Origin of the sequence: Elioraea tepidiphila DSM 17972, assembly GCF_000378465.1 — a bacterium.
GTDB classification, from domain to species: Bacteria; Pseudomonadota; Alphaproteobacteria; order Acetobacterales; family Acetobacteraceae; genus Elioraea; species Elioraea tepidiphila.
The window spans coordinates 1-23056 of record NZ_KB899934.1; the positions used below are offsets into that span (position 1 = coordinate 1).

25 protein-coding genes are annotated in these 23056 nt (G+C 70.5%); 16 read left to right on the top strand and 9 right to left on the bottom strand.

Features of this window, described 5'->3' with window-relative positions; translation table 11 throughout:
• The coding region (locus tag F563_RS25160; protein WP_026299764.1) for a hypothetical protein at positions 1-252 on the top strand (252 nt) is incomplete at its 5' end.
• A 191-nt stretch (positions 253-443) separates the two neighbouring features.
• On the opposite strand, the gene proB is transcribed toward F563_RS25160, so the two are convergent.
• From proB to rplU, 4 genes are all read right to left on the bottom strand, one after another.
• On the bottom strand, positions 444-1562 hold the full coding sequence (proB, locus tag F563_RS0117170; RefSeq protein WP_019015924.1) for a glutamate 5-kinase: 1119 nt from the start codon (positions 1560-1562) through the stop codon (positions 444-446).
• Positions 1559-2563, bottom strand: a complete 1005-nt coding sequence (gene obgE, locus F563_RS0117175) for a GTPase ObgE (RefSeq protein WP_019015925.1) — start codon at positions 2561-2563, stop codon at positions 1559-1561. The genes proB and obgE overlap by 4 nt, the downstream gene beginning before the upstream one ends.
• A gap of 105 nt (positions 2564-2668) precedes the next feature.
• Complete coding sequence (gene rpmA, locus F563_RS0117180) at positions 2669-2938, bottom strand: 50S ribosomal protein L27 (RefSeq protein ID WP_019015926.1); 270 nt, start codon at positions 2936-2938, stop codon at positions 2669-2671.
• An 18-nt stretch (positions 2939-2956) separates the two neighbouring features.
• Positions 2957-3268, bottom strand: coding sequence for a 50S ribosomal protein L21 (rplU, locus tag F563_RS0117185; RefSeq protein ID WP_019015927.1), 312 nt, complete (start codon positions 3266-3268; stop codon positions 2957-2959).
• Between the two features lie 194 nt (positions 3269-3462).
• Here rplU and F563_RS23075 point away from each other — a divergent pair, with 194 nt between their 5' ends.
• The gene (locus tag F563_RS23075; protein WP_019015928.1) at positions 3463-4548 is read left to right on the top strand and encodes a glycosyltransferase family 4 protein; all 1086 of its coding nucleotides are present in this window, start codon (positions 3463-3465) and stop codon (positions 4546-4548) included.
• On the opposite strand, the gene F563_RS0117195 is transcribed toward F563_RS23075, so the two are convergent.
• The gene (locus F563_RS0117195; RefSeq protein WP_019015929.1) at positions 4511-5140 is read right to left on the bottom strand and encodes a YjbF family lipoprotein; all 630 of its coding nucleotides are present in this window, start codon (positions 5138-5140) and stop codon (positions 4511-4513) included. The two genes, F563_RS23075 and F563_RS0117195, sit on opposite strands and share 38 nt — an antisense overlap.
• Positions 5141-5228: 88 nt before the next feature.
• On the opposite strand from F563_RS0117195, the gene F563_RS0117200 reads away from it, so the two are divergent.
• From F563_RS0117200 to F563_RS0117215, 4 genes are all read left to right on the top strand, one after another.
• The gene (locus tag F563_RS0117200; protein ID WP_019015930.1) at positions 5229-6053 is read left to right on the top strand and encodes an isocitrate lyase/PEP mutase family protein; all 825 of its coding nucleotides are present in this window, start codon (positions 5229-5231) and stop codon (positions 6051-6053) included.
• Between the two features lie 124 nt (positions 6054-6177).
• Positions 6178-6966 carry a chromate resistance protein ChrB domain-containing protein gene (locus F563_RS0117205; protein WP_019015931.1) on the top strand — a complete coding sequence of 263 codons (789 nt, stop codon included), beginning with the start codon at positions 6178-6180 and terminating at the stop codon, positions 6964-6966.
• The gene (gene chrA, locus F563_RS0117210) at positions 6948-8315 is read left to right on the top strand and encodes a chromate efflux transporter (protein WP_019015932.1); all 1368 of its coding nucleotides are present in this window, start codon (positions 6948-6950) and stop codon (positions 8313-8315) included. Before F563_RS0117205 ends, chrA begins: the two co-directional genes overlap by 19 nt.
• A 102-nt stretch (positions 8316-8417) precedes the next feature.
• Entirely contained in the window at positions 8418-9581 is a 1164-nt protein-coding gene (locus F563_RS0117215; RefSeq protein ID WP_019015933.1) for an amidohydrolase/deacetylase family metallohydrolase, read from the top strand.
• Between the two features lie 3 nt (positions 9582-9584).
• Here F563_RS0117215 and F563_RS0117220 read toward each other — a convergent pair whose 3' ends face one another.
• Together F563_RS0117220 and F563_RS0117225 are read right to left on the bottom strand one after the other, a co-directional pair.
• A complete protein-coding gene (locus F563_RS0117220) occupies positions 9585-10064 on the bottom strand; it encodes a RidA family protein (RefSeq protein WP_019015934.1) in 480 nt (159 codons plus the stop codon).
• Positions 10061-10819, bottom strand: a complete 759-nt coding sequence (locus F563_RS0117225; protein ID WP_019015935.1) for an IclR family transcriptional regulator — start codon at positions 10817-10819, stop codon at positions 10061-10063. The genes F563_RS0117220 and F563_RS0117225 overlap by 4 nt, the downstream gene beginning before the upstream one ends.
• Before the next feature lie 265 nt (positions 10820-11084).
• Here F563_RS0117225 and F563_RS0117230 point away from each other — a divergent pair, with 265 nt between their 5' ends.
• The 10 genes from F563_RS0117230 to F563_RS0117275 all read left to right on the top strand — a co-directional run bounded on the left by F563_RS0117230 (position 11085) and on the right by F563_RS0117275 (position 20276).
• The gene (locus F563_RS0117230; RefSeq protein WP_019015936.1) at positions 11085-11987 is read left to right on the top strand and encodes a transporter substrate-binding domain-containing protein; all 903 of its coding nucleotides are present in this window, start codon (positions 11085-11087) and stop codon (positions 11985-11987) included.
• Positions 11988-12107: 120 nt separating this feature from the next.
• Complete coding sequence (locus F563_RS0117235; protein WP_019015937.1) at positions 12108-12779, top strand: amino acid ABC transporter permease; 672 nt, start codon at positions 12108-12110, stop codon at positions 12777-12779.
• Positions 12780-12789: 10 nt separating this feature from the next.
• Positions 12790-13443: an amino acid ABC transporter permease gene (locus F563_RS0117240; RefSeq protein ID WP_019015938.1), complete on the top strand. Its 654-nt coding sequence runs from the start codon at positions 12790-12792 to the stop codon at positions 13441-13443.
• Positions 13440-14228, top strand: a complete 789-nt coding sequence (locus tag F563_RS0117245) for an amino acid ABC transporter ATP-binding protein (protein WP_019015939.1) — start codon at positions 13440-13442, stop codon at positions 14226-14228. The genes F563_RS0117240 and F563_RS0117245 overlap by 4 nt, the downstream gene beginning before the upstream one ends.
• A gap of 5 nt (positions 14229-14233) precedes the next feature.
• Positions 14234-15445 carry an aminotransferase class V-fold PLP-dependent enzyme gene (locus tag F563_RS0117250; RefSeq protein ID WP_019015940.1) on the top strand — a complete coding sequence of 404 codons (1212 nt, stop codon included), beginning with the start codon at positions 14234-14236 and terminating at the stop codon, positions 15443-15445.
• Between the two features lie 107 nt (positions 15446-15552).
• Positions 15553-16857: an ABC transporter substrate-binding protein gene (locus F563_RS0117255; RefSeq protein WP_026299672.1), complete on the top strand. Its 1305-nt coding sequence runs from the start codon at positions 15553-15555 to the stop codon at positions 16855-16857.
• Positions 16858-16917: 60 nt separating this feature from the next.
• Positions 16918-17670 (top strand): ABC transporter ATP-binding protein, encoded by a 753-nt coding sequence (locus F563_RS0117260; RefSeq protein ID WP_245557157.1) that lies wholly within the window; start codon positions 16918-16920, stop codon positions 17668-17670.
• A complete protein-coding gene (locus F563_RS0117265) occupies positions 17667-18386 on the top strand; it encodes an ABC transporter ATP-binding protein (protein ID WP_019015943.1) in 720 nt (239 codons plus the stop codon). The genes F563_RS0117260 and F563_RS0117265 overlap by 4 nt, the downstream gene beginning before the upstream one ends.
• 19 nt (positions 18387-18405) lie before the next feature.
• On the top strand, positions 18406-19263 hold the full coding sequence (locus tag F563_RS0117270; RefSeq protein ID WP_019015944.1) for a branched-chain amino acid ABC transporter permease: 858 nt from the start codon (positions 18406-18408) through the stop codon (positions 19261-19263).
• Positions 19260-20276 (top strand): branched-chain amino acid ABC transporter permease, encoded by a 1017-nt coding sequence (locus F563_RS0117275; protein ID WP_019015945.1) that lies wholly within the window; start codon positions 19260-19262, stop codon positions 20274-20276. Before F563_RS0117270 ends, F563_RS0117275 begins: the two co-directional genes overlap by 4 nt.
• A gap of 198 nt (positions 20277-20474) precedes the next feature.
• Here the strand turns inward: F563_RS0117275 and F563_RS23080 are convergent, their stop codons facing one another.
• Entirely contained in the window at positions 20475-22436 is a 1962-nt protein-coding gene (locus F563_RS23080; protein ID WP_019015946.1) for a hybrid sensor histidine kinase/response regulator, read from the bottom strand.
• Positions 22411-22932 (bottom strand): methanogen output domain 1-containing protein, encoded by a 522-nt coding sequence (locus tag F563_RS0117285; protein WP_019015947.1) that lies wholly within the window; start codon positions 22930-22932, stop codon positions 22411-22413. The genes F563_RS23080 and F563_RS0117285 overlap by 26 nt, the downstream gene beginning before the upstream one ends.
• Between the last annotated feature and the right edge of the window lie 124 nt (positions 22933-23056).

Genomic DNA, 23056 nt, shown 5'->3' on the forward strand with positions numbered 1-23056 from the left:
CGCCGGACTTGGCTGCGCGGGCGGGACAACATCCACAAGCGCTACCTGATCCACGTCGCCGGCTACAATCTCGGCCTGATCATGCGCCTGCTGACCGGTGCCGGAACTCCCAGGGCGTTCCAGGACAGGCTCTCCGCCTGCCTCGCCGCCGTCATCCTGCCGAACGGCTCTCCGATGATGCTGCTGATCGTCGTCGCCGGCGATCAGACCCCCGCCATCGCCATCAGCTTGGAGCCAGACCCTCTCGACTGAACGACCACTTCTTCAACGGGCTGATAGGGCCTAGGCTCATGGCGAGGTCTCCTCCCAAACAAGTTGGCGGCGCCCTCGGCGGGCTCCACCATGGTCGTGCCCCAACATATTGCACGGCTCAGACTTGCGTGGTGGATGCTTCGGAAAGGGGAGTGTTCCAAAACGGCAGATCCAGTCGATCCCTTGGTACCTTACAGCAGCGCCAGGTCGTCGCGGTGGATCAGCTCCTCGCGGCCGGCGAAGCCGAGGATCGCGGCGATCTCGCGCGAGTGCCGGCCCATGATCCGGCGCGCGTCCTCGGCGGCGTAGTTGGCGAGGCCGCGCGCGACCACCGCGCCGTCGGGCCCCGCCACCGCCACGCAGTCGCCGCGCGCGAAGCCGCCCTCGACCGCACGCACCCCGGCGGGCAGCAGGCTGCGCCCCGCGCGCAGCGCCCGCACGGCGCCGGCATCGACGACGATCCGGCCGTTCGGCGCCAGCGCGCCGGCGATCCACGACTTCCAGGCCGAACGCGGTGCGGCGGTGGCGGCGAACAGGGTGTGGCGGACCGCGCCCGTCATCACATCGCGCAGGCTGTGGTCCCGCCCGCCATGCGCGATCGCCATGCGGCAGCCCGCGCGCGTGGCGATCCGCGCGGCGGCGAGCTTGGTCACCATCCCGCCCGTGCTGATGCCGGGGATCGCATCGCCCGCCATCGCCTCGATCTCCGGCGTGATCTCCGCCACCTCGGCGATGTGCTGCGCGCCCGCATCCTTGCGCGGATCGGCGGTGTAGAGCCCGTCGATGTCGGACAGCAGCACCAGCAGGTCGGCCGCGATCATCTCGGCCACACGGGCGGCGAGGCGGTCGTTGTCGCCGAAGCGGATCTCGGCCGTCGCGACCGTATCGTTCTCGTTGATCACCGGCACGGCACCGAGGCCGAGCAGCGTCTCGATCGTCGCGCGCGCGTTCAGGTAGCGGCGGCGCTCCTCGGAATCGTCCAGCGTCAGCAGCACCTGGGCGGCGGGGAGCCCGTGCGGTGCGAGCGCCTCCTCCCAGGCGCGCGCGAGCCCGATCTGACCGGCCGCGGCCGCCGCCTGCTTCTCCTCGAGCCGCATCCGATGCCGCGGCGGCAGCGAGGGCAGGCGCATGCGCCCGAGCGCGATCGCGCCCGAGGACACGACGGCCACCTGCGTGCCGGCCTTGCGCAAGCCGGCGATGTCCGCGGCCAGCGCCGCGAGCCACGCGGCGCGCGGCGCGGCGGTCGCGTCGTCCACCAGCAGGGCGGAGCCGACCTTCACCACCAGCCGCTTCGCCGCGAGCGCGCTCATGCGGGCGCCTTCGCCTCGGCGATCACTGACCATAGGGCCCGCAGCACGGCGTCCACGCCCTTGCCGGTCGCGCCCGACACGAGCAGCACCGGCCGCCCGGCCGCCTTCGCGAGCGACCGCTGGCGCGCGGCGAGCGCCCGCGGCTCGACCGCGTCGATCTTGTTGAGCGCGACGATCTCCGGCTTCTCGGCGAGCCCGCCGCCATAGGCCACGAGCTCCTCGCGCACCGTGCGATAGGCGCGCGTGGGGCTCTCCAGCGTGCCGTCCACCAGGTGCAGCAGCACGCGGCAGCGCTCCACATGGCCGAGGAAACGGTCGCCGAGCCCAGCCCCCTCATGCGCGCCCTCGATCAGCCCGGGAATGTCGGCGAGCACGAATTCCGTGTCGTCGCCGAGCCGCACCACGCCGAGCTGCGGATGCAGCGTGGTGAAGGGGTAGTCGGCGATCTTCGGCTTCGCGGCCGAGGTCGCGGCGAGGAAGGTCGATTTGCCCGCATTCGGCAGCCCGACCAGCCCGGCATCGGCGATCAGCTTCAGCCTGAGCCAGATCCAGCGCTCCTCGCCCGGCTCGCCCGGATCGGCGCGGCGCGGGGCGCGGTTTGTCGAGGACTTGTAGTGGGTGTTGCCGAACCCGCCCTTGCCGCCGTGGCAGAGCGTGATGCGCTGGCCCGCTTCCGTCAGGTCGGCGAGCACGGTCTCTCGGTCATCGGCCAGGATCTCGGTGCCGACCGGGACCTTCAGCACCAGATCCTTGCCGCCGCGGCCGGTCATCTCCTTGCCCTTGCCGTCCTCGCCGCGCTCGGCCTTGAAGTGCTGGGTGTAGCGGTAGTCGATCAGGGTGTTGAGGTTGGGCACGGCCTCGACGATCACGTCGCCGCCCTTGCCCCCGTCGCCGCCCCAGGGGCCGCCGAACTCGATGAACTTCTCGCGGCGGAAGGCGACGCAGCCATTGCCGCCGTCGCCGGCCTTCACCCAGATCTTGGCCTGATCGAGGAATTTCATGTGAAGCCTTGTGTTCGTGCGCAGCCGCCGCACCAACCCTGCGCACAACGAAAAAGGGGCCGTCGCCGGCCCCTTGTCGTCAGGTCGCGAGGCCGCGCGCGGGCGTCATTCCGCCGCCGGCGGCACCGGCACCACGCTGACATGCACCTTGTCCTCGGCCTTGCGCTCGAACTTCACGTGCCCATCGACCAGCGCGAACAGCGTGTGGTCGCGGCCCGTGCCCACGTTCGTGCCCGCGCGCATCTTCGTGCCGCGCTGGCGCACCAGGATGTTGCCGGCGAGCACGGCCTGGCCGCCGAATTTCTTCACGCCGAGGCGCTGACCCGCGGAGTCGCGCCCGTTGCGGGACGAACCGCCCGCCTTCTTGTGTGCCATGGCTCGGTCTCCTTCGCGTCAGGCGGTGATGTCGCCGATCCGCAGCACGGTGAGCTGGCGGCGGAAGCCGCGCAGCCGGCGGCTGTTCTTGCGGCGGCGCTTCTTGAACACCAGGACCTTGTCGTCCTTCTTCTGCTCCAGCACGGTCGCGGCGACCGAGGCGCCGTTCAGCAGCGGCGCGCCGATCTTCACCCCGGCCTCGCCGCCGACCATCAGCACCTCGCCGAAGGTGACGGTCTGGCCGGGCTCGGCCTCGATCCGGTCCACGGCGAGCACGGCATTCGGCGTCACGCGGTACTGCTTCCCGCTGGCGCGGATCACGGCGTACATGGGTCTCGTCCTCGGTCGGGCGCCGTTCGGGCGCAAACAAATGCGGCCGCGGGCCGGGGCCGCGCGGGATGCGGGGTTATGGCGAAGGGGGCGGTCGGGGTCAAGGGCGAGGCCCGAAGGGCGGGCATGCGGCGCCGATCCGCCCGAACCCCACCTTGCCTCCCGTCCTCCCCGGCGGCAGGGTCCGCGCCCCGATGGCCCCCATCACCCTCGCCGCCCTGCCCGCCCATCTCGGCTTCGCGCTCGGCCTCGCCGCGCTCTCGGCGGCCGTCGTGTGGCTCGTCATCCGGGCGCGCATCATGGACGTGCCGAACGCGCGCTCGGCGCATGCGCGCCCCACGCCGAAGGGCGGCGGGCTCGGCGTGGTCGTCGCGACCATGACCGGGCTGATCGTGCAGTACCAGGTCGCGACGATCGCGCGCATCGACGACACCTACTTCGTCGCCGTGCTGATCGGCGCCGGCGCGATCGCCGCGGTGTCGTTCGCCGATGACGTGCGCGACTTCTCGTTCCGCTGGAAGCTCGCCGCCCAGGTGTTTGCCGCCCTGGTGCCGATGCCGTTCGGCCTCACGCTCGACACGGTCTCGCTTCCCTTGGTGGGCCCGATCGCGCTCGGCCCGCTCGCCTGGCCCGTGACGCTGATCTGGATCGTGTTCCTCACCAACGCGATGAACTTCATCGACGGGCTGGACGGCATGTGCGCCGGCATCGCCACCGTCGCCGCGCTGTTCCTCGCCGCGATCGCGATCGTCAACGGCGGCGCCTTCGTCTATGTCGCCTCGCTCGCGCTCGCCGCCGGCTGCGCGGGGTTCCTGCCCTTCAACGTGCCGCGCGCGCGCATCTTCCTGGGCGATGTCGGCAGCCAGTTCATCGGCTACCTCTTCGCCGTGCTCGGCATCGCCGCCGCGCGCTTCGACACCGCGCCGCTCTCGATGTTCCTCGTGCCGCTGCTGCTCGCGGCACCCATCTTCGACGTCGCCTTCACGCTCGTCCGTCGCGCGCTCAACGGCGAGCGGCTGGCGGATGCGCATCGCGGACACCTGTACCAGGTGCTGGCGCGCTCCGGGCTGCCACCGCTCCGCGTGAGCGCGCTCCATTGGGCGATGACCGCGGCGGCCGGCGTGGCGGGGTTCCGGTTCCTTACCCTCTCGCCGACATCCAAGCTCGGTGTGGTGCTCGGCGCGCTCGCGCTGCTGTCGCTCTATGCCGCGTGGGTCGCGGCGCGCGCGCGGCGCGCCGGCATCACGGCATGGTCGGGGGGCGCACCAGCTCGAAGGTGATCGCCGGCCGTCCAGGCCCGATCCATTGCTGCGCGCGCCAGATCTGCCCGTCCTCCGGCCCGATCCAGAACCGGTCGGTGAAGCGCGTGCCGTCCTCGCCGGCGCAGCTTTCGGCGACGCGCTCGGTCGGGCGCGCCTCGCCGAGCACGGTGATCGTCTCGGGGCCGAGGGCGGTGCCCGTGCACGAGACCGGCAGGCCCCAGATCGCGGGCGCCACATCGACCAGGCGCAGATGCTGCCCGAGCCCGAGCGGCTTCGGTGGCGCTCCGTCGCGGAACCGCGTGTCGGTCAGCGCCCCCTCGACGCCGGCGAGCGCGACCACGCGCCCGCCCTCGGTCACCACCGCGACGCGGTCGGCCGAGAGCCAGATCAGCCGCCCGCCCTGCGCCGAGTGCAGCACCACGAAGGCCGGCCGCCGCGCGCCGAGCCGCACCACCGCCGAGGCATAGGGCAGCGCCTCGGCCTGCTCGCGCGTCACCGGCGGGTTCTCGTCGGGCAGCACCGTGTCGCCGAGCGCGCGGAGCAGCTCGCCGCCCGTGCCGCATCCGGTGAGGGTGAGTGCAAGGACAAGGGCGAATCCGCGGCGATCCATGCGCGCAACGCTAACACGCAGGCCCCGCCCTGCCTGCCCTTCGCCGCCAAGCGAAGCCAACACGTCCGCGGCGTGGCAGGATGCGCTGATGAGCACCGCGTACGACCGCTTCCTCGCCCTCCATCACGGCCCGGGCTTCGTCATGCCGAACGCCTGGGATGCCGCCTCGGCGCTGATCTACCGCCGCGAGGGGTTCGAGGGGCTCGGCACCAGTTCGGCCGCGATTGCCTGGGCGCTCGGCGTGCAGGACGGCGCCGCCGCGATCGACCGCGCGACCGCGATCGCCAACGGCACCCTGATGGCGCGCGCGACCGGCCTGCCGGTGAACGGTGATTTGGAGGATGGGTTCGGCCCCTCGCCCGAGGACTGTGTCGCCACCGTCGAGGCGGCGATCGAGGGCGGGCTCGCGGGGCTCGGGATCGAGGACACCACCGCCGATCCCGCACATCCCATCCACGACTACGACGCCGCGGTGGCGCGCATCCGCGCCGCAGCGCGCGCCGCCAAGGGGCGGATCGTGCTGACCGGCCGGACCGACAATTTCCTGCACGGCCGCAACGATCTCGACGACACGATCCGCCGGCTCGCGGCCTTCGCCGAAGCGGGCGCGGACGTGCTCTACGCGCCTGGCCTGCCCGACATGGAGGCGATCCGCGCGGTGGTGCGCGCGGTCGCGCCGAAGCCGGTGAACGTGCTGATCGGCCCGAGGAGCGGCACCGTGCCCTTCGCCACGCTGTTCGCGGCCGGGGTGAAGCGGATCTCGCTCGGCGGCGCGCTCTATCGCCACGCCATGACAGCCGCGGTTGCCGGCGCCCGCGCGCTGCGCGCCGGCGATGCGTCCTTCCTCGCCGGCGCCGAGCCGGGGTCGGCCTTCGCGGCGCTGATCGACGGGACAGCGAGACGCACCACTTGACCCCACGCCCGCCCATGTGATCTCTCCGATCCACGGGGACGTTGCAGGCTCCCCGTCAGACGGTTCCCGTCCAAGCCCTGCCTTCTTGCCGGCCCGCGCGGCCGGTCATGGAGGGCTTGCACGGATGGCATCCTTCACGATCACCCCCGACTCGCTGTTCCCGCTGCTGCGGCGCTTTCCGCCGCCCGCGCTGCTCGATGTCCGACGCGAGGACCGCTGGCGCGAAGCGGCCGACACCCTCCCGGGCGCGGTGCACCGCGACCCCGAGGCGGTGGCGAGCTGGGCCGGCACGCTCGAGCCGCACCGTCCGGTGGTGGCGTTCTGCGTGCACGGCCACGAGGTCAGCCAGGGTGTCGCCGCGGCGCTCCGCGCAGGCGGCCACGACGCGCGCATCCTCGCCGGCGGCATCGAGGGCTGGCGTGCGGCCGGGCTGCCGGTCGCGCCGAAGCCCGCGCCCTCGCTCTGGGTGACGCGCGAGCGGCCGAAGATCGACCGGCTCGCCTGCCCGTGGCTGATCCGCCGCTTCCTCGATCCGGACGCGCGCTTCCTGTTCGTGCCGACGCGCGAGGTCGCGGCGGTTGCCGAATCGACCGGCGCGACGCCGTTCGATGTCGAGAACGTCGCGCTGACCCATCGCGGCGACGGCTGCACCTTCGACACGCTGATCGAGGACAGAGGGCTTGCCGATCCGGCGCTGGCGAGGCTCGCGTTGATGGTGCGCGGCGCCGATACTGCTGCGTATCATCTGCACCCGGCCGCGGCGGGGTTGTTCGCCGCCTCGCTCGGGCTTTCCGCGCTGTTCGCGCATGACGATCATGCGATGCTGCGGCACGGCTTCACGCTCTACGACGCGCTCTATCTCTGGTGCCGCGACCTGCAGGAGGAAATCCACGGATGGCCGCCGAAGGCATGACGCGGGTCGAGGCACCATCCGTACCCTCCTTCGCCGAGGCATCGCGGCTCTGGCTGATCGTCGGCCTGTTGTCGTTCGGCGGCGCGGCCGGGCAGATCGCGATGATGCACCGGATGGTGGTGGAGGAGCGGCGCTGGGTCGGCGAGCGGCGCTACCTGAACGCGCTCAACTACTGCACGCTGCTGCCGGGACCGGAGGCGCAGCAGCTCGCCACCTATCTGGGCTGGCTGATGCACGGGGTCGCCGGCGGCATCGTCGCCGGCGCGCTGTTCGTGCTGCCGGGGGCCGCGCTGATGGCGCTGCTCGCCGCGATCTACGGGCTCTACGGCGAGGTGACGCTGATCGAGGCGCTGTTCTTCGGCCTGAAGGGCGCGGTGCTCGCGATCATCGCCGAGGCGTTGTGGAAGATCGCGCGGCGCGCGCTGCACGGACCCGTCGCGGTCGCGCTCGCCGTCGCAGCGTTCCTCGCGCTGTTCGCGCTGCACGTGCCGTTCCCGCTGGTGGTGCTGGGCGCCGGCGCGATCGGGCTCGGCACCGGGCTCGCGGGGCTGGCTTGGTTCACCGGTGCGGGCCACGGCAAGGCGGGTGCGGGACCGGCGGTCGGCGCGATCGACCGGCTGCTCGACGATCCCGGCTCGGCGGCGATGCAGCGCGCGCGCGCGATCGCTGCACGCCGCGCCGGGCTGATCGCGTTGGCGGTCTGGGGCGCGACGGTTGCCGCCTTCGCCCTCGCGGGCGGCGTGTTCGGCGACATCGCGCTGTTCTTCGCCAAGATGGCGGTGGTGACCTTCGGCGGCGCCTATGCCGTGCTCGCCTGGGTCGCGCAGGATGCCGTGCATCTCTACGGCTGGATCAGCCCCCGCGAGATGGTGGACGGGCTCGCACTCGCCGAGACGACTCCGGGGCCGACCATCCTGGTGCTGCAATTCGTCGCCCATCTCGCCGCGTTCCGGGAACTCGGCCTCTGGGCCGGCGTCGCGGGCGGGGTGCTCTGCGTGTTCGTCACCTTCGCACCCTCCTTCGCCTGGATCTTCCTCGGCGGGCCGTCGGTCGAGCGGATCGCCGCACGGCGCGAACTCGCCTCGGCACTCGCCGCGATCACCGCCGCCGTCGTGGGTGTGATCGCGAATCTGGCGCTCGTCGTTGCAGTGCCGGTGCTGTTCGGCGAGGTCGGCCGATGGCAGGCCGGGCCGGTCTCGCTGCCGGCGCCGGCACTGGCGAGTCTCGATCCGCGGGCCGCGCTGGTCGCCACGGTGGGCTTCGCCGGGCTGTTCGTGTTTCACCTCGGCCTGTTCCGTACCCTCGCGCTCTGCGCCGGGCTGGGGCTGGCGCTGCGGCTGATCGTCTGACGCTGCCGGGCGGCCTCACCGTCGGGGGATGGTCGCGGCGGCGATCATCCGCTACCCGTTGCATACCCCACACGGCGCACGCACCCAGGGAGCCCTTGCCCGATGCAGTTCGACCTCATCCTCACCGGCGGACGCGTGATCGACCCGTCGCAGAACCTCGACGCGGTCGCCGATGTCGCCTTCGCGGGCGGCAAGGTCGCGCGCGTCGCCCCCTCGATCGCGCCCACGCCCGGGGCCGAGGTGCGCAACGTCGCCGGGCATATCGTCACGCCGGGGCTGATCGACCTGCACACCCATGTCTATGTGCATGGCACCTCGCTCGGCATCGACGCCGATGAGTTCTGCCGCTCCTCCGGCGTCACCACCGCGGTGGATACGGGCAGCGCGGGGCCCGGCAACTTCATGGGGTTCCGCAAGCACGTGATCGAGAAGAGCGAGGCGCGCATCCTCGCCTATCTGCATGTCTCGCATGCCGGCATCTATGGGTTTTCGGACCGCGTGATGGTGGGCGAGAGCGAGGAGATGCGGCTGATGAACCCGATCGACGCGGTCGCGGTGGCGGACGCCAACCGCGACGTGATCGTCGGCATCAAGGTGCGCGTGGGAAAGCACGCTTCCGGAACCTCCGGCACCGCGCCACTCGACGTGGCACTCCAGGTCGCCGAGGAGGTGGGGATGCCGCTCATGGCGCATATCGACCACCCGCCGCCCTCCTATGAGGAGGTCGTGGAGCGGCTGCGCCCCGGCGACGTGCTGACCCACGCCTTCCGCCCCTTCCCGAACGCGCCGGTGACACCCCAGGGCCGGGTGAAGCAGGTGGTGCTGGCCGCGCGCGAGCGCGGCGTGCTGTTCGATATCGGCCACGGCAAGGGTTCGTTCGCCTTCCGCACCGCCCGCGCGATGCTGGCGAACGGCTTCATGCCTGACACGATCTCCTCGGACGTGCACGTGCTCTGCATCAACGGCCCGGCCTTCGACCAGGTGACCACGCTGTCGAAGTTCCTCTGCCTCGGCGTCCCGCTGCCGGAGGTGATCCGCGCGACCACGGTCAATGCGGCGATGGCGCTGAAGCGGCCCGAGCTCGGCAGCCTCCGGCCCGGCAGCCCCGGCGATGCGACCATCCTCTCGATCGAGGAAGGGCGCTTCGACTATGTCGATGTGGTCGGCGAGCACCTCGAGGGCGATCGTCGCATCGTCTCGGACGCGGTGGTGCTCGCCGGCAAGTGGTGGCACGCGCGCGAGGGCGCGAGCTTCGGCCGCGCGTAGCGGTCAGCCGCGCACCGCGACGATCGCCTCGATCTCCACCGAGATTCCGTTCGGCAGCGAGGCCATGCCGACCGCCGAGCGCGCGTGCCGGCCGGCCTCGCCGAACACCGCATCGAACAGCTCGGAGCAGCCGTCGATCACCGCGGGATGGTCGCGGAACTGCGGTGTGGCGTTCACCATGCCGAGCAGCTTGACGATGAAGGCGACACGGTCGAGCGAACCGAGTGCCGCGCGCATCACGGCGAGCAGGCCGAGCCCCGTCAGCCGCGCGTGTTGATGCGCCTCGGCGACCGACACCGTGTCGCCGACCTTGCCCTCATGGTAGCCGCCTTCAGGCCTGAGCGGTCCCTGGCCCGAGAGGAACAGCAGTTCCCCCACGCGGCGATACGGCACGAAACGCGCGATCGGCGGCGGGGGCGGCGGCAAGGTGAGCCCGAGCGCGCGCAGCCGCGCCTCCGGGCCGTCAGCGGATGCGAGGGTCACGCCGCACCTCCCGGGTCACGCCAGCCCATCGCCGCCTCGACCTCGGCCGCGGCACCGCGCACCGCCTCGGCGAGCGCAGGCTGCTGTTCGCGCGCGCGGGTCGCGGGCAGCACGATGCTGATGGTCGCCGGGCATCCGCCGGCGGCATCGCGGATCGGCGCGGCGATGCAGGCGACGTCCTCATCGGCCTCGCTGACCTGCACCGCGAGCCGCGCCGCCCAGGCGGCCTGGCTCGCCGCCTCGAGCCGTTTCGGATCGGTCTCTGCCCGGCCGGTCGGCGAGGCCTTGGCACGGGCGAACAGCGCGCGGCGCTCGGCCTTCGCGAGCGGCGCGACCAGCAGCCGGCCGGAGGCGGTCCAGTTCAGCGGCACGCGCGTGCCGACCTGCGAGGCGATGCGGAACACCCGCGCCCCCTCCGCCATCATCAGCACCACCATCATGTCACCGTCGCGGCCGCAGACCTGCACCGTCTCGCCGGTCGATTGGCTGAGTGCGGTGATCTCCGCCGACAGCACGCGCTCGAGGCTCAGCTCCTTGGCGTAGGCGAGTCCGTAGAAGTGCAGGCGCGGGCCGAGAAAGACCCGCCCGTTGCCGTCGGTGCGGCTGAGCGCGCCCTTCGCCACCAGCGTGTCGATCACCTCGTAGACGGTCGAGGCCGGCGCGGCGAGCGCGCGCGCAATGTCGTAGGCCGTTGCCGGCCGGCCGCAGCGCGTCAGATGATCGAGCACCTGGAACGCGCGGTCGATGCCGCTCATCCGCCCTTGTCTCGGCCGGGACCGAGCCATCGTTGCCATGTCGTGCCGACGCTCCCTTATTCCATTACTGTGGAATATCATCCGGTATTGCGCACCATGCTAGAGGTGTGCGATCACTATCGCAACGCTTCGCATGCGCCGCGCGGATCGATCCTCGACGCGCCGCGCCGAACGGCTCCGCCACGGCGAGGGCGATGCTTCGCCACCGCACGGCGGATGCGATCCTGCCATCTCGGGAGGATCGGAACAGAGCGGGGAGAGTGTGATGACGGAACGGAAGGATCGCCCGGATGCGCCCGCAGCCGAGGCGGATATCGGCGGTCGCCGCGGGGCGCTCGCGGCCCTCGGCGCGGCCGCCTTCGTCGGCATGGCCGCGACCGCGGAGAAGGCGGCCGCCCAGGCACCGCGCGAGAGCCTGCTGCGCACCGTGATCAGCCGCGGACGGCTGATCGTCGGCACCGGCAGCACCAATGCGCCGTGGCACTTCGAGGACGAGCGCGGCCAGTTGACCGGCATGGACATCGCCATGGCGCGAATCCTCGCCAGCGGCCTGTTCGACGACCCGAACAAGGTCGAGTTCGTCCGTCAGGATCCTGCGCAGCGCATCCCGAACATCAACACAGGCCGCGTCGACATCGTCATCCAGTTCATGACGATCAATCCGCAGCGCGCGCAGCTCGTCGCCTTCAGCCGCCCCTACTACGCCGAGGGTGTGGCGCTGCTGACCAGCCCGCGCAGCCGGTTCAAGACCTACGCCGAGCTCCGCGCGGCGGGCGCGCAGGCGCGCGCGAGCGTGCTGCAGAACGCGGGCGCCGACGCGCTGGTGAAGGACGCCCTGCCGGACGCCCAAGTGATGCAGCTCGACACCCAGGCCAACGTGATCCAGGCGATGGAGTCCGGCCGCGCCGACGTCGCGGTGGTCGATCTCTCGACGGTGCGCTGGCTGGTGCGCCGCACGCCCGACCGTTACGTCGATGCGGGCCACTCGTATCGCAGCCAGCTCTACGGCGCGGCGATGCGGCAGTCGGATCCCGACTGGCTGAACTTCGTCAACGCGGTGTTCAACGTGAACATGTTCGGCCATGTCAGCGAGGCCTACGACGCGGCGATGAAGGAGTTCTTCAACATCGATCCGCGGCCCCGCACGCCCGGGTTCCCGCCCATCTAGCACGCTCGGATGGCACGCCTGCGCGGCCCGCGCATTCGCGCCATGCGGGTCATGGGCTCATGTGCGACGGGGCGCGCGCCGGGCGCGCCCCGATCCCGCCAGCACCCGGCCTGAGGTCGCGTGGACTACCACTTCAATTTCACGATCGTCTGGCGGCATGCCTGGCGCCTGTGGTGGGGCCTCGGCCTCTCGTTGCAGATCGCGGCGGCGAGCCTTGGCCTCGGCATGCTGATCGGCATCGCGCTCGCGGTCGCCTATACCGACGGCGGGCGCGTCACCCGCACCGCGATCGCGGGCTATGTCGAGTTCATCCGCAACACACCCCTGCTGCTGCTGATCTATCTCGTCTTCTATGGCATCCCGTCGATCGGCGGGTTCGCGTATGACGCGACGACGAGCTTCATCTTCACCCTTGCCTTCTACGCAGGCGCGCAGCTCGTCGAGGTGTTCCGCGCCGGACTCGACGCGGTGCCGCCCGGCGTCGTCGATGCCGGCCGCGCGATCGGCCTCACCCCCTACCGGAACCTGATCTATGTCCGTCTGCCGACGGCGTTCCGCATCAGCCTGCCCGCACTCTCCAACGCCTACGTCTCGCTGTTCAAGGACACGGCGCTCGGCAGCGTGATCGCCGTGCCGGAGCTGACACATGGCGCGCAATGGATCAACTTCAACACGTTCCGCATCCTGGAGGTCTATGCGCTGCTGACGCCGATCTATCTCCTCACAGGCTGGATCATCCTCGCCGCGCTGCGCCTGCTGGAGCGGCGCTACGCCATCGTGCGTGCAATGTGAGGCGCAGCGCATGATCGACGCGATGATCTACGCGCTGCCCTTCCTGTGGGACGGGTTCCTCATCACCCTCGCGGTCTCGGGCATCGTGGTCGCGGCCTCGCTCGCGCTCGGGCTCGTGTTCGGCGTGATCCTCGCCTTCGGCCCCGTCTGGATCGGCCTGCCGATCCGCGTCTTCGCCGACACCGTGCGCGCGATCCCGCTGATCGTGCTGATCTTCACCGTCTACTACGGGCTGCCGGCGCTGCAGGTGCCGCTCTCGCCGTTCTGGGCCGCGGTCGCGGCGCTCGCCGCCTTCAAGACGGGCCATGTGATCGAGATCGTGCGCGGCGCGATCACCAGCATCCATCCCGGCCAGATGGAGGCGGCGAAGAGCATCGGCCTCACCTTCCTCGAACGGCTCGTCTACGTTGTGTTCCCCCAGGCGGTGCGATGCTTCCTGCCGCCCTGGATCAACTCGGTCACCGACAGCGTGAAGGGCAGCGCACTCGTCAGCCTGGTCGGTGTGGTGGATCTGATGATGGCCATCCAGCAGGTGATCGGGCGCACCTACCAGCCCATGCCCCTCTACATCCTCGGCGCGATGATCTACATCGCCGTGAACGCCGCGCTCTCGGTCGCGAGCCGGCGGCTCGAGGCGCGCTTCGCCGCCACGGTGGCGACATGACGGCCGGCCGCGATGCGGCGCCGGTCCTGTCGGTCCGCGGCCTGATCAAGCGCTTCGGCACGACGACGGTGCTGGACGGTGTCGATCTCGACGTCGCGCGCGGCGAGGTGCTGGTGGTGATCGGCGCCTCGGGCTCGGGCAAGACCACGCTGCTCCGCTGCGTCAACGCGCTCGTGCCCTACGACGCCGGCTCGATCACGCTCGAGGGCACCGAAATCGGCTACACCGCCCCGAACAGCGGTGTGCGCCGCGGCGATCGTGCGCTCGCGCGCCTGCGCGCCGACATCGGCATGGTGTTCCAGATGTTCAATCTGTTTCCGCATCTGACCGCGCGGCAGAACGTCGCGCTTGGCCTGCGCGTCACGCGCGGGATGCCGCGGCGCGAGGCGGAGGCGCGCGCCGAGCACTGGCTCGCGCGCGTCGGGCTCGCCGACAAGATGGACAACCTGCCGAGCGCGCTCTCCGGCGGTCAGCAGCAGCGCGTGGGCATCGCGCGCGCGGTCGCGATGGAGCCGAAGCTCTTGCTGCTCGACGAGATCACCTCGGCGCTCGATCCCGAACTGGTCGGCGAGGTGCTCGACGTCGTGCGCGGCCTCGCCCGCGACGGCATGACCATGCTGATGGTCACCCACGAGATGGGCTTCGCGCGCGATGCCGGACACCGCGTCGTGTTCATGGATGCAGGGCGCATCGCCGAGGAAGGTCCGCCGCGCGAGGTGCTGGGCCACCCGCGATCGGAGCGGCTGAGGCGGTTCCTGCGCCGGATCGAACTCAGGACGGAGTGAGCGTCATGGATGGCATCCCCCCGCGCAGCGGCATACGCGAGCGGCTCGGCCTCCGGCCGATCATCAACGTCTCTGGCACCATGACCGCGCTCGGCGCCTCGATCGCGGTGCCCGAAGCGATCGCCGCGACCACCGCGATCCTGCCCGAGTTCGTCGAGATCAACGACCTGCACCGCCTGGCCAGCCGCACGATCGCGCGGCTCACCGGGGCGGAGGCCGGCTTCGTCACCGCCTCCTGCGCGGCCGGCATCACGCTCGCGGTGGCGGCCTGCATGACCGGCGCCGACCTCGCGCGGATCGAGCGGCTGCCGAACCCGGCCGGAATGCGCGCGCGCGTGCCGATCATGCTCGGCCACATGGTGGGCTATGGCGCGCCGGTGGAGCAGGCGATCCGCCTCGCCGGCGCGACGGTCGTGCCGTTCGGCCAGGCGACCTCGGTCAAGCCCTACCAGCTCGAAGCCGTGCTGGACGATCAGACCGCCTGCGCGCTCTACGTCGTCAGCCACCACTGCGTCGGTTACGGACAGCTTCCGCTCGACGAGTTCGCCGCGATCTGCCGCAGCCGCAACGTCCCGGTGGTTGTCGATGCGGCGAGCGAGTACGACCTGCGCGGCTTCCTCGCGGCCGGTGCCGATCTCGTCTGCTACTCCGCGCACAAGTTCCTGGGCGGGCCGACCGCGGGGATCGTCGCCGGACGCAAAGACCTCGTGCGCGCGACCTTCCTGCAGAACATGGGCATCGGGCGCGGCATGAAAGTCGGCAAGGAGAGCATCCTCGGCACCATCGCGGCCCTCGAGGCCTGGGAACGGCGCGACCACGCGGCCGTGCGCCGCATCGAGCAGGCGGCCCTCGATCTCTGGCGCGAGCGGCTCGCCGGGATCGCGGGGCTTGTCGCGACGATCGAGCCGGATCCGACGCACAACCCGCTCGACCGGCTGAAGGTCTCGATCGACCCCGCGCCCGCCAACATCACCGCCTGGGAACTCGCCGACCGGCTCGGCGCCGGCAGCCCGCCCGTGATCGTGCGCGACCATGAGGTCGAGCATGGCTATTTCTACCTCGACCCGTGCAACCTTCATCCGGGCGAGGCGAGCGTGGTGGCGGAACGGATCGTCGCCGAGATGGCGACCGCGCGGGCCCGGCCGGCCGCGAACCATGAACCTGCATCGGCACGGCGACAGCGACGATCCGCCCGCCTGCTCGCCTGGCCCGACTGAGGCCGCCGCGCCGCCCGCGGTCGTCATTGACAAACGCGCGAGCCGCACCCGAACATGGTTGCAAGCCGGGACAAGCGGGTCCCGCAAGGCAATCGGGAGGATGTGGCATGGTGGGAGATCGCTGTCTCCGGCGGGGGGTGCTCGCCGCCTTCGGCGCCGTGGCGCTTGCGACCTCGGCGCTCGCCCAGCCGAGGGAAATCAAGATCGGCGTGATCTACGACTACACCGGCCCCTTCGCGGCCGGCGGGTCGCTCGCCGCGGCGATCGGCACCAAGCACGCGATCGAGATGATCAACGAGCGCGGCGGCGTCGAGGGGTACCGGATCAATGCGATCTACGCCGATGCACAGTCGCGCACCGAGGTCGCGATCAACGAGGCGACGCGCCTGCTCGAACAAGAGCGGGTTGACCTGATCATGGGGGTGTTCTCGTCCGCCCATTGCGTGCCCATGGCGCAGCGCGTGAACCAGCAGCGGCGGTTCATGTGGGCGAATGTCTGCGTCGCCTCCTCGGTCTTCAAGGACCGCAACCTGGAATACGTCTTCCGTGCCCAGGTGCACTCCGACCAGTTCGGCGAGGCCTCCTGCACCTTCGTCCATGAGGTCGCGCAGGAGAAGCTCGGCCGCCAGCCGCGCGACGTGCGCGTCGCCATCATCTACGAGGACGGGCCTTACGGCGCCGGTGTGGCAGCCGGCAACGAGGCGAAGTGCAAGGAGCTCGGCATGAATGTCGTGCTCAAGGAGGGCTACGCCGCGACCGCGCCCGACCTCTCCTCTCTGGTCACCAAGCTCCGGCGCGAGCGGCCGGACGTGATCCTGCACACCGGCTACAACCCCGACATCACGCTGTTCCTGCGCCAGTCGCGCGAGCTCGGGCTGCGCTGGCGCGCGCTGATCGGCCACGGCGCCGGCTACGGCCAGATCGACCGGCTGGTGGCGGGCTTCGGACGCGATGCCGACTACATCTTCAACGTCGATCCGGTGGCCGCCCAGCTCCTGAACCCGGCCTCGCTCGCGCCCGGGCTCGGCGACGTCACGGCCGAGATGGTGCGCCGCTACAAGGCCGAGACGAACGCGCAGGAGGTACCGCCGCACACCTCGATGGGCTTCAACCAGACCTGGATCTTCCTTACCGACGTGCTGCCGCGCGCCATCCGCAACCACGGCGGGTTCGACCCCGAGGCGCTGCGCAAGGCCTCGCTCGAGACCGACATCCCCGAGGGTGGCACGATCCAGGGCTACGGCGTGCGCTTCAACCCGCCCGGCCACCCGATGGCGGGGCAGAACGCGCGCTCCACGCCGGTGGTGATGCAGTATATCGGTGGCGAGACGAAGATCGTCTGGCCGCGCGCGCTGCGCACCGTCGATCCGGTGATCCCGCTGCCCGCGAACCATCCCTACGCGGCCCGCTGAGCCGACAGGACGCGGCGGCTCGCTCGGGCCGCCGCGTCCGCCCGTGCGCCCTCTCCCGACATGATGCTGACCGTCACCGACCTGACGCGCCGGTTCGGCGGCTTCACGGCCGTCAGCCGCGTCTCCTTCAATCTCGAACAGGGCGAGATCCTCGGCCTGATCGGGCCGAACGGCTCGGGCAAGTCCACCACCTTCAACATGATCGCCGGCATGCTGCGCCCCTCCGAGGGCTCGATCCGGTTCCAGGGCGAGGAGATCGGCGGACTGAAGCCGGTCGAGATCTGCCATCGCGGCATCGGCCGCACCTTCCAGATCCCCCGCCCGTTCCGGCGCCTCTCGATCCTCGAGAACGTCGTCACGGCCGCCTATTTCGGCCAGCGCGAGGACATCCCGCGCGCGCGCGCCTTCGCGCTCGCCGAGGAGGCGCTCGCCCTGGTCGGCCTGCCGACCGACCCTGCCGCCGAGGTCGCGAGTCTCGGCGCGGCGGGGCTCAAGAAGCTGGAACTTGCCCGCGCGCTCGCGACCCAGCCCAAGCTGCTGCTCGCCGACGAGAGCCTGGGCGGCCTCGACGAGACCGAGATGGACCAGGCCGCCGAGATGCTCGGGCGCATCCGCCGCGACAAGGGCATCACGATCATCTGGGTCGAGCACATCATGGGCGTGCTGATGCGCGTGGTGGACCGCGTGATCGTGCTGGATCACGGCGAGAAGATCTCCGAAGGCCTGCCGCGCGAGGTCGCCGCCGATCCGCGCGTGATCGAGATCTATCTCGGCACCGAGCGCATCGCCTTCGGCGAGGACGGCGTGGCATGACCGGCGAGACGATGCTGGAGGTGCGCGGCGTCTCGGCCGGCTACGGCGGCTTCCGCGCCCTGTTCGATGTCAGTCTCGAGGTGAAGCCCGGCGAGGCGGTGGCCGTGATCGGGCCCAACGGCGCGGGCAAGACGACGCTCCTGCGCGTCATTTCGAAGCTGATCGCGGCGAGCGCGGGCGAGATCCGCATGGAGGGCACCTCGCTCGGCAGCGTGCCGCCCGACAAGGTGGTCGAGCTCGGCATCGCGCATGTGCCCGAGAACCGGCGGCTGTTCCCGCGCCTGACGGTCGAGGAGAACCTGCGCATGGGCGCCTATGCGCCCTCGGCGCGGGCGCGCTACCGCGAGCGGCTCGACTTCGTCTACGAGCTCTTTCCGCGCATGCGCGAGCGCCGCAACCAGCTCGCCGGCACGATGTCGGGCGGCGAACAGCAGATGTGCGCGATCGGCCGGGCGCTGATGAGCGGGCCGAAGCTGCTGCTGATGGACGAGCCCTCGGCCGGGCTCGCGCCGGTGATCGTGCAGCAGGTTTTCAAGCTGGTCGAACGCATCCGCGCCGAGGGCTACACCGTGCTGATCGTCGAGCAGAACGTGCAGCAGGTGCTGCGTGTGGTGGACCGCGCCTATCTGCTGGAGGTCGGCACGATCCGGCTCTCCGGACGGTCGGAGGAGCTGCTCGCCTCCGACGAGATCCGCCAATCCTATCTCGGACTCTGAGCCGGCGAGGAGGGACCGCGTGTTCGACATCTTCCTGCTCGAGGCGGTGATCAACGGCGTGCTGCTGGGCGGCGTGCTCGCCCTGCTCGCCCTCGGGCTCAACCTGGTGTTCGGCGTGATCGACGTCGTCTGGATCTGCTACGCCGAGCTGGTCATGGTCGGCATGTACACCATCTGGTGGCTGTTCGTGCATTACGGCGTGCCGTTGCCGATCGCGATCGCGGCCGCCATCGCCCTCGTCTCGCTGTGCGGCGTCGCTCTGCATCAGCTGGTGATCCGCCCGGTGCTCGGCACGCCGCCGATCAATCAGCTGCTCGTCACCGGCGGCGTGCTGTTCTTCATGCAGGCGGCCGCCACACTCGCCTTCGGCGTCGAGTTCCGCAATCTCGGCCTGCGCATGCCGATCGTCGAGGTGAGCGATATGTTCTTCAGCTTCGCGCGCATCCTCGCCTTCGGCACCGCGCTCGTCGGCGTGCTGGTGCTGTGGCTGTTCCTGACGCGCACCTATCTCGGCACGGCGATCCGCGCGATCAGCCAGGACCGCGAGATCATGCCGCTGATGGGCGTCGATCCCCGCAAGATCTACCTGACCACCTCGGCGATCGGCGGCGGCATGGCCGGCGTCGCGGCGTCCCTGCTCGCCCTCCAGTACGACGTGCATCCGGCGATCGGCCTCTCCTTCGGGCCGATCACCTTCATGATCTGCGTGCTCGGCGGCCTCGGCAACATGGCGGGCGGCTTCATCGCCGCCTTCGTGTTCGCGCAGTTCATCTCGGTCGGCGGGTTCTACTTCCAGATCGAATGGGGCTACGTGCTCGCCTTCGCGTTCTTCATCGTGATGATGTTCGTCAAGCCGCAGGGGCTGTTCAGCCGATGAGCGAGCCGCGCGCGATGCCGCTCGTGCCTCTGCTCGGCGTGGCCGCGCTCGCGGCCGTGCCGTTCGCCGGCCTCGGCAACTATCATCTGCACCTGCTGATCAACATCCTGATCTGGGGCTTCATCTACACCGCCTGGTCGATCATGGGCCGGTTCGGCATGGTCTCGCTCGGCCATGGCGCGTTCCTCGGTGTCGGCGCCTATGTGGTGACGCTGCTCTGGAACACGGCCGGGCTGACACCCTGGATCGGTATTCCGATCGCGCTCGTGCTCGCGATGATCCTCGCACTGGTGATCGGCTATCCGTGCTTCCGCTTCCGCATCGTCGGCCACTACTTCGCCCTGGTCACGCTGGCGCTCGGCGAGGTGGTGCGGCTGACGATCGTCGCGCTGCGCGACCGCACGGGCGGCTCGCTCGGCATGACGGTCGAGGGTGTCGCCGGCGGCACCTCGCTGCTGGCGCTGCAATTCGGCGAGCGCGGCACGTTCTTCTACGTGGCCCTCGCGGCCTGGCTGTTCGGGCTCTGGGTGTGGCGGATCGTCGATCGCTCGATGCTGCGCTATGCGCTGGAGGCGGCGTCGGAAGACGAGGACGCCTCCGCCTCGATCGGCGTGAACGTGACGCGGGCGAAGCTCGCGATCACCATGCTGAGTGCGGCGATGACCGCGCTCGGCGGCGCGCTCTATGCGCAGTACCAGCTCTACATCAATCCGGAGACGGTCTCGGGCATCGGCATCTCGCTCCAGATCGTGTTCGCGGTGATCGCGGGCGGGATGTATGTGCAGCTCGGCCCGACCGTGGGCGCGGTGATCACGCTGCTGCTGGCCGAGACGCTGCGCGTGACGGTCGGGCACGACGTGCACGGGCTCGACGGGACGATCTACGGCCTGCTGCTGGTGCTGTTCATCATCTACATGCCCCAGGGGATCAGCGGCTACGCGGTCGCGACCTGGAAGCGCCGGCGCACAGGACCACCGCAGGCGCCGACGCCGCGCGCCGTGGCGGCCCGGTAGCCGCGACCGGAGGCGGAGCCGGATCGCCGGCGGACGCAGCCAGGCGATGGCGCGGCAAGGGGGGCATGACGATGCCCGTGGCCGCGTTGCCGCTCCGCCCGGACATCGGCGCGCGTGCCGCCCCGCTGCGCGGCGGCTGGCGTGTCGAATGCGGCCGTCTCGATCCGGCCAGGGTGCGGCGGCGCGTCGGGGGTGTCGCTACTTGGGCGCCATCAGCGGCGGCATGGCGAGCGCCTCGCGCACGCGCCGAGCGAGGTCCGATTTCCGGTACGGCTTGTCCAGCAACGGCATGTCCGGGTGGCCGCGTCCTCGCGCGGCCAGCGTCTCGACCGCGTAGCCCGACGTGAGCAGCACGCGAAGTCCGGGGCGCAGGCGCTGGGCGCGCGCGGCCAGCTCCCAGCCATTCATCCCGCCCGGCATGACGATGTCGGTGAACAACAGGTCGATCGGCTCGCCGTTCTGCAGCAGGCCGAGCGCCTCCGGTCCGCTCGTGGCCGGCACGACGCGGTAACCAAGACTCGTGAGGCTCGCGATCGCGTAGGCGCGCACGAAGGCGTCGTCCTCGACCACGAGCACCGTCTCGCGGCCCACGGGCATGATCTCGTTCGGCTCGTCGCCCTCGTCCACCGGACGTCCTGTCTCGATCGTTCCGGTCGCCGGCAGATAGATCCGCACGGTCGTGCCGAGCCCGGGCTCGCTGTAGATCGACACATGGCCGTTCGATTGCTTGACGAAGCCGTAGACCATGCTGAGGCCGAGGCCGCTGCCCTCGCCGACCTCCTTGGTGGTGAAGAACGGCTCGAACGCGCGCTCGACCACTTCGGGCGGCATGCCCTGTCCGTCATCGGTAACGGCGATCATGACATACGGTCCGGCCTTCACCTCCAGATGGGACTCCGCATAGCGCTGGTCGAGCGGGGCATTGGCGGTGGTGATGGTGATCCGTCCGCCGTCGGGCATGGCGTCCTGCGCGTTCAGCGCGAGGTTCAACACCGCGGATTCGAGCTGCCCGGCATCGGCGGTCGCGCCCCAGAGCTCCGGGTCAAGCTGCATCTGGATCTCGACATCCTCGCGCAGGGTCCGGCGCAGCAGCGTCGCCATCGCCTCCAGGAGTGCGTTGCAGTCGATCTCGGCCGGGCGCAGCATCTGGCGTCGGCCGAAGGCCAGCAGGCGCCTGGTCAGTTCGGCGCCGCGCTCGCCCGCGCGCTCGATCAGGTCGGCATAGTGCCTGAGATCGGGCCGCGCCCTGAGCTTCTCCTCCAACGTCTCTGCGCTGCCGAGGATCACGGTCAGCAGGTTGTTGAAGTCGTGCGCGATGCCGCCCGACAATTGGCCGACCGCCTCCATCTTCTGCGCCTGCAGCAACTGCTCTTCCATGCGCTTGCGCGCCGTGAGGTCATGGAAGATGCCCACGAAGACCGGTTCGCCGTCGTGCCGCGCCTCGCCCACCGAAAGCTGCATCGGGAGGGTCGTGCCGTCCTTGCGCTGGCCGACCACCTCACGACTGATGCCGATGATCCGTTTCTGCCCCGTGCGATGGTAGGTGTCGATATGGTGGTCGTGCTCGTCGCGGAACGGCGGCGGCATGAGCATTCGCACGTTCTGGCCGATCACCTGCTCGGCGCTGTAGCCGAAGAGGCCCTCGCAGGCCTTGTTGAACACCAGCACGGTGCCGCGCGCATCGGTCAGGATCACACCGTCCACCGCGGTCTCGATCACCGCGCGCAGTCGCGCTTCGGTGCCGGCATGGCGCCTCACTTCCGCATGCAGCTCGGCGATCTTGGCCCCGAGTGCCGCGAACCCGGATGATGTCGCGTCGTGCTCGCGCAGCCTGAGGATCAGCAGCGTCTCGCCGCTCGGCGCGGGCGGGATCAGCACGGCGCCGTCGCAGCGATACGGCCGCTCCGGGCCCGCCCGCGTCGGCAGCACGAGCTTTGCGAAGTACCCCTCGCGGCTGCCGGAGCAGCGGCCGAGGAAGGCCGCCACCGTCGGGCCGGCGATGGCCGCGAGGTCGTCCCCAGGCGCGACCGCGATCAGGCGTTGCGCCGCCCGGTTGAGCGCGACCACCGCGCCATCCGGCCGGACCAGCAGGGAGGGTGTCGCATCGGCGAACGCGATCGCGCGGAACCAGGCCTCAGCGCGCGGCAGCCCGCCTGACATACTCCCGTCCCTCCGAATCGGTCGGCTTCAGATGCACCAACACCCGGCATCCCGGGTGCCCGCGTGCGATCGTCTCCTGCAGCTCCACCTTGGCGTAGCCGAGATTCTCGGCGGCGATGAAGCCGAACACGTTGGAGGTCATCATGCACATCGATGTCCGTCCGATCACCTTGTCGCCGAACGGACAGGCGCGATTGCCGAGCACGATGCGGTCCGCGGACTCCTCGATCACGTAGAAATCGCCCTGGATCCGGCGTTTGAGATCGACCAGCACGTCGCGCACCTGCGCCCGGTCGAGGCGCGGGGTCGCGAGCGCGGCCTTGTACTGCCCGTCGATCAGCTCACCGATACTGGCGCCGACCACGCTGATATAGCCCTCGGCCTCCGGGAGCCCGACCACGTCCTCGAGGGTTCCGGCCAGTTCGCGGATCAGGCTGCGGAGGAAGACGTCGCGGTCGAGCGGCACGGGGACACTGGCGATGGAACGGTCGGACATGGTGGCGCAACCTCTCCTTGCCCTGGGTTCTGGAATGACCTGATCCGTGCCTCGCTCCCTCTCGAATTGTAACCATACATCCGGTTACACGCGATGTCTCGTGCGGTGATACTGGGCGAAACCG

What these genes read in the sequence shown, in the direction of transcription:
- proB (WP_019015924.1), bottom strand. Translation starts at nt 1,562, where the DNA reads ATGAGCGCGCTCGCGGCGAAGCGGCTGGTGGTGAAGGTCGGCTCCGCC.
- obgE (WP_019015925.1), bottom strand. Translation starts at nt 2,563, where the DNA reads ATGAAATTCCTCGATCAGGCCAAGATCTGGGTGAAGGCCGGCGACGGC.
- rpmA (WP_019015926.1), bottom strand. Translation starts at nt 2,938, where the DNA reads ATGGCACACAAGAAGGCGGGCGGTTCGTCCCGCAACGGGCGCGACTCC.
- rplU (WP_019015927.1), bottom strand. Translation starts at nt 3,268, where the DNA reads ATGTACGCCGTGATCCGCGCCAGCGGGAAGCAGTACCGCGTGACGCCG.
- F563_RS23075 (WP_019015928.1), top strand. Translation starts at nt 3,463, where the DNA reads ATGGCCCCCATCACCCTCGCCGCCCTGCCCGCCCATCTCGGCTTCGCG.
- F563_RS0117195 (WP_019015929.1), bottom strand. Translation starts at nt 5,140, where the DNA reads ATGGATCGCCGCGGATTCGCCCTTGTCCTTGCACTCACCCTCACCGGA.
- F563_RS0117200 (WP_019015930.1), top strand. Translation starts at nt 5,229, where the DNA reads ATGAGCACCGCGTACGACCGCTTCCTCGCCCTCCATCACGGCCCGGGC.
- F563_RS0117205 (WP_019015931.1), top strand. Translation starts at nt 6,178, where the DNA reads ATGGCATCCTTCACGATCACCCCCGACTCGCTGTTCCCGCTGCTGCGG.
- chrA (WP_019015932.1), top strand. Translation starts at nt 6,948, where the DNA reads ATGGCCGCCGAAGGCATGACGCGGGTCGAGGCACCATCCGTACCCTCC.
- F563_RS0117215 (WP_019015933.1), top strand. Translation starts at nt 8,418, where the DNA reads ATGCAGTTCGACCTCATCCTCACCGGCGGACGCGTGATCGACCCGTCG.
- F563_RS0117225 (WP_019015935.1), bottom strand. Translation starts at nt 10,819, where the DNA reads ATGAGCGGCATCGACCGCGCGTTCCAGGTGCTCGATCATCTGACGCGC.
- F563_RS0117230 (WP_019015936.1), top strand. Translation starts at nt 11,085, where the DNA reads ATGACGGAACGGAAGGATCGCCCGGATGCGCCCGCAGCCGAGGCGGAT.
- F563_RS0117240 (WP_019015938.1), top strand. Translation starts at nt 12,790, where the DNA reads ATGATCGACGCGATGATCTACGCGCTGCCCTTCCTGTGGGACGGGTTC.
- F563_RS0117245 (WP_019015939.1), top strand. Translation starts at nt 13,440, where the DNA reads ATGACGGCCGGCCGCGATGCGGCGCCGGTCCTGTCGGTCCGCGGCCTG.
- F563_RS0117250 (WP_019015940.1), top strand. Translation starts at nt 14,234, where the DNA reads ATGGATGGCATCCCCCCGCGCAGCGGCATACGCGAGCGGCTCGGCCTC.
- F563_RS0117255 (WP_026299672.1), top strand. Translation starts at nt 15,553, where the DNA reads ATGGTGGGAGATCGCTGTCTCCGGCGGGGGGTGCTCGCCGCCTTCGGC.
- F563_RS0117260 (WP_245557157.1), top strand. Translation starts at nt 16,918, where the DNA reads ATGATGCTGACCGTCACCGACCTGACGCGCCGGTTCGGCGGCTTCACG.
- F563_RS0117265 (WP_019015943.1), top strand. Translation starts at nt 17,667, where the DNA reads ATGACCGGCGAGACGATGCTGGAGGTGCGCGGCGTCTCGGCCGGCTAC.
- F563_RS0117275 (WP_019015945.1), top strand. Translation starts at nt 19,260, where the DNA reads ATGAGCGAGCCGCGCGCGATGCCGCTCGTGCCTCTGCTCGGCGTGGCC.
- F563_RS23080 (WP_019015946.1), bottom strand. Translation starts at nt 22,436, where the DNA reads ATGTCAGGCGGGCTGCCGCGCGCTGAGGCCTGGTTCCGCGCGATCGCG.
- F563_RS0117285 (WP_019015947.1), bottom strand. Translation starts at nt 22,932, where the DNA reads ATGTCCGACCGTTCCATCGCCAGTGTCCCCGTGCCGCTCGACCGCGAC.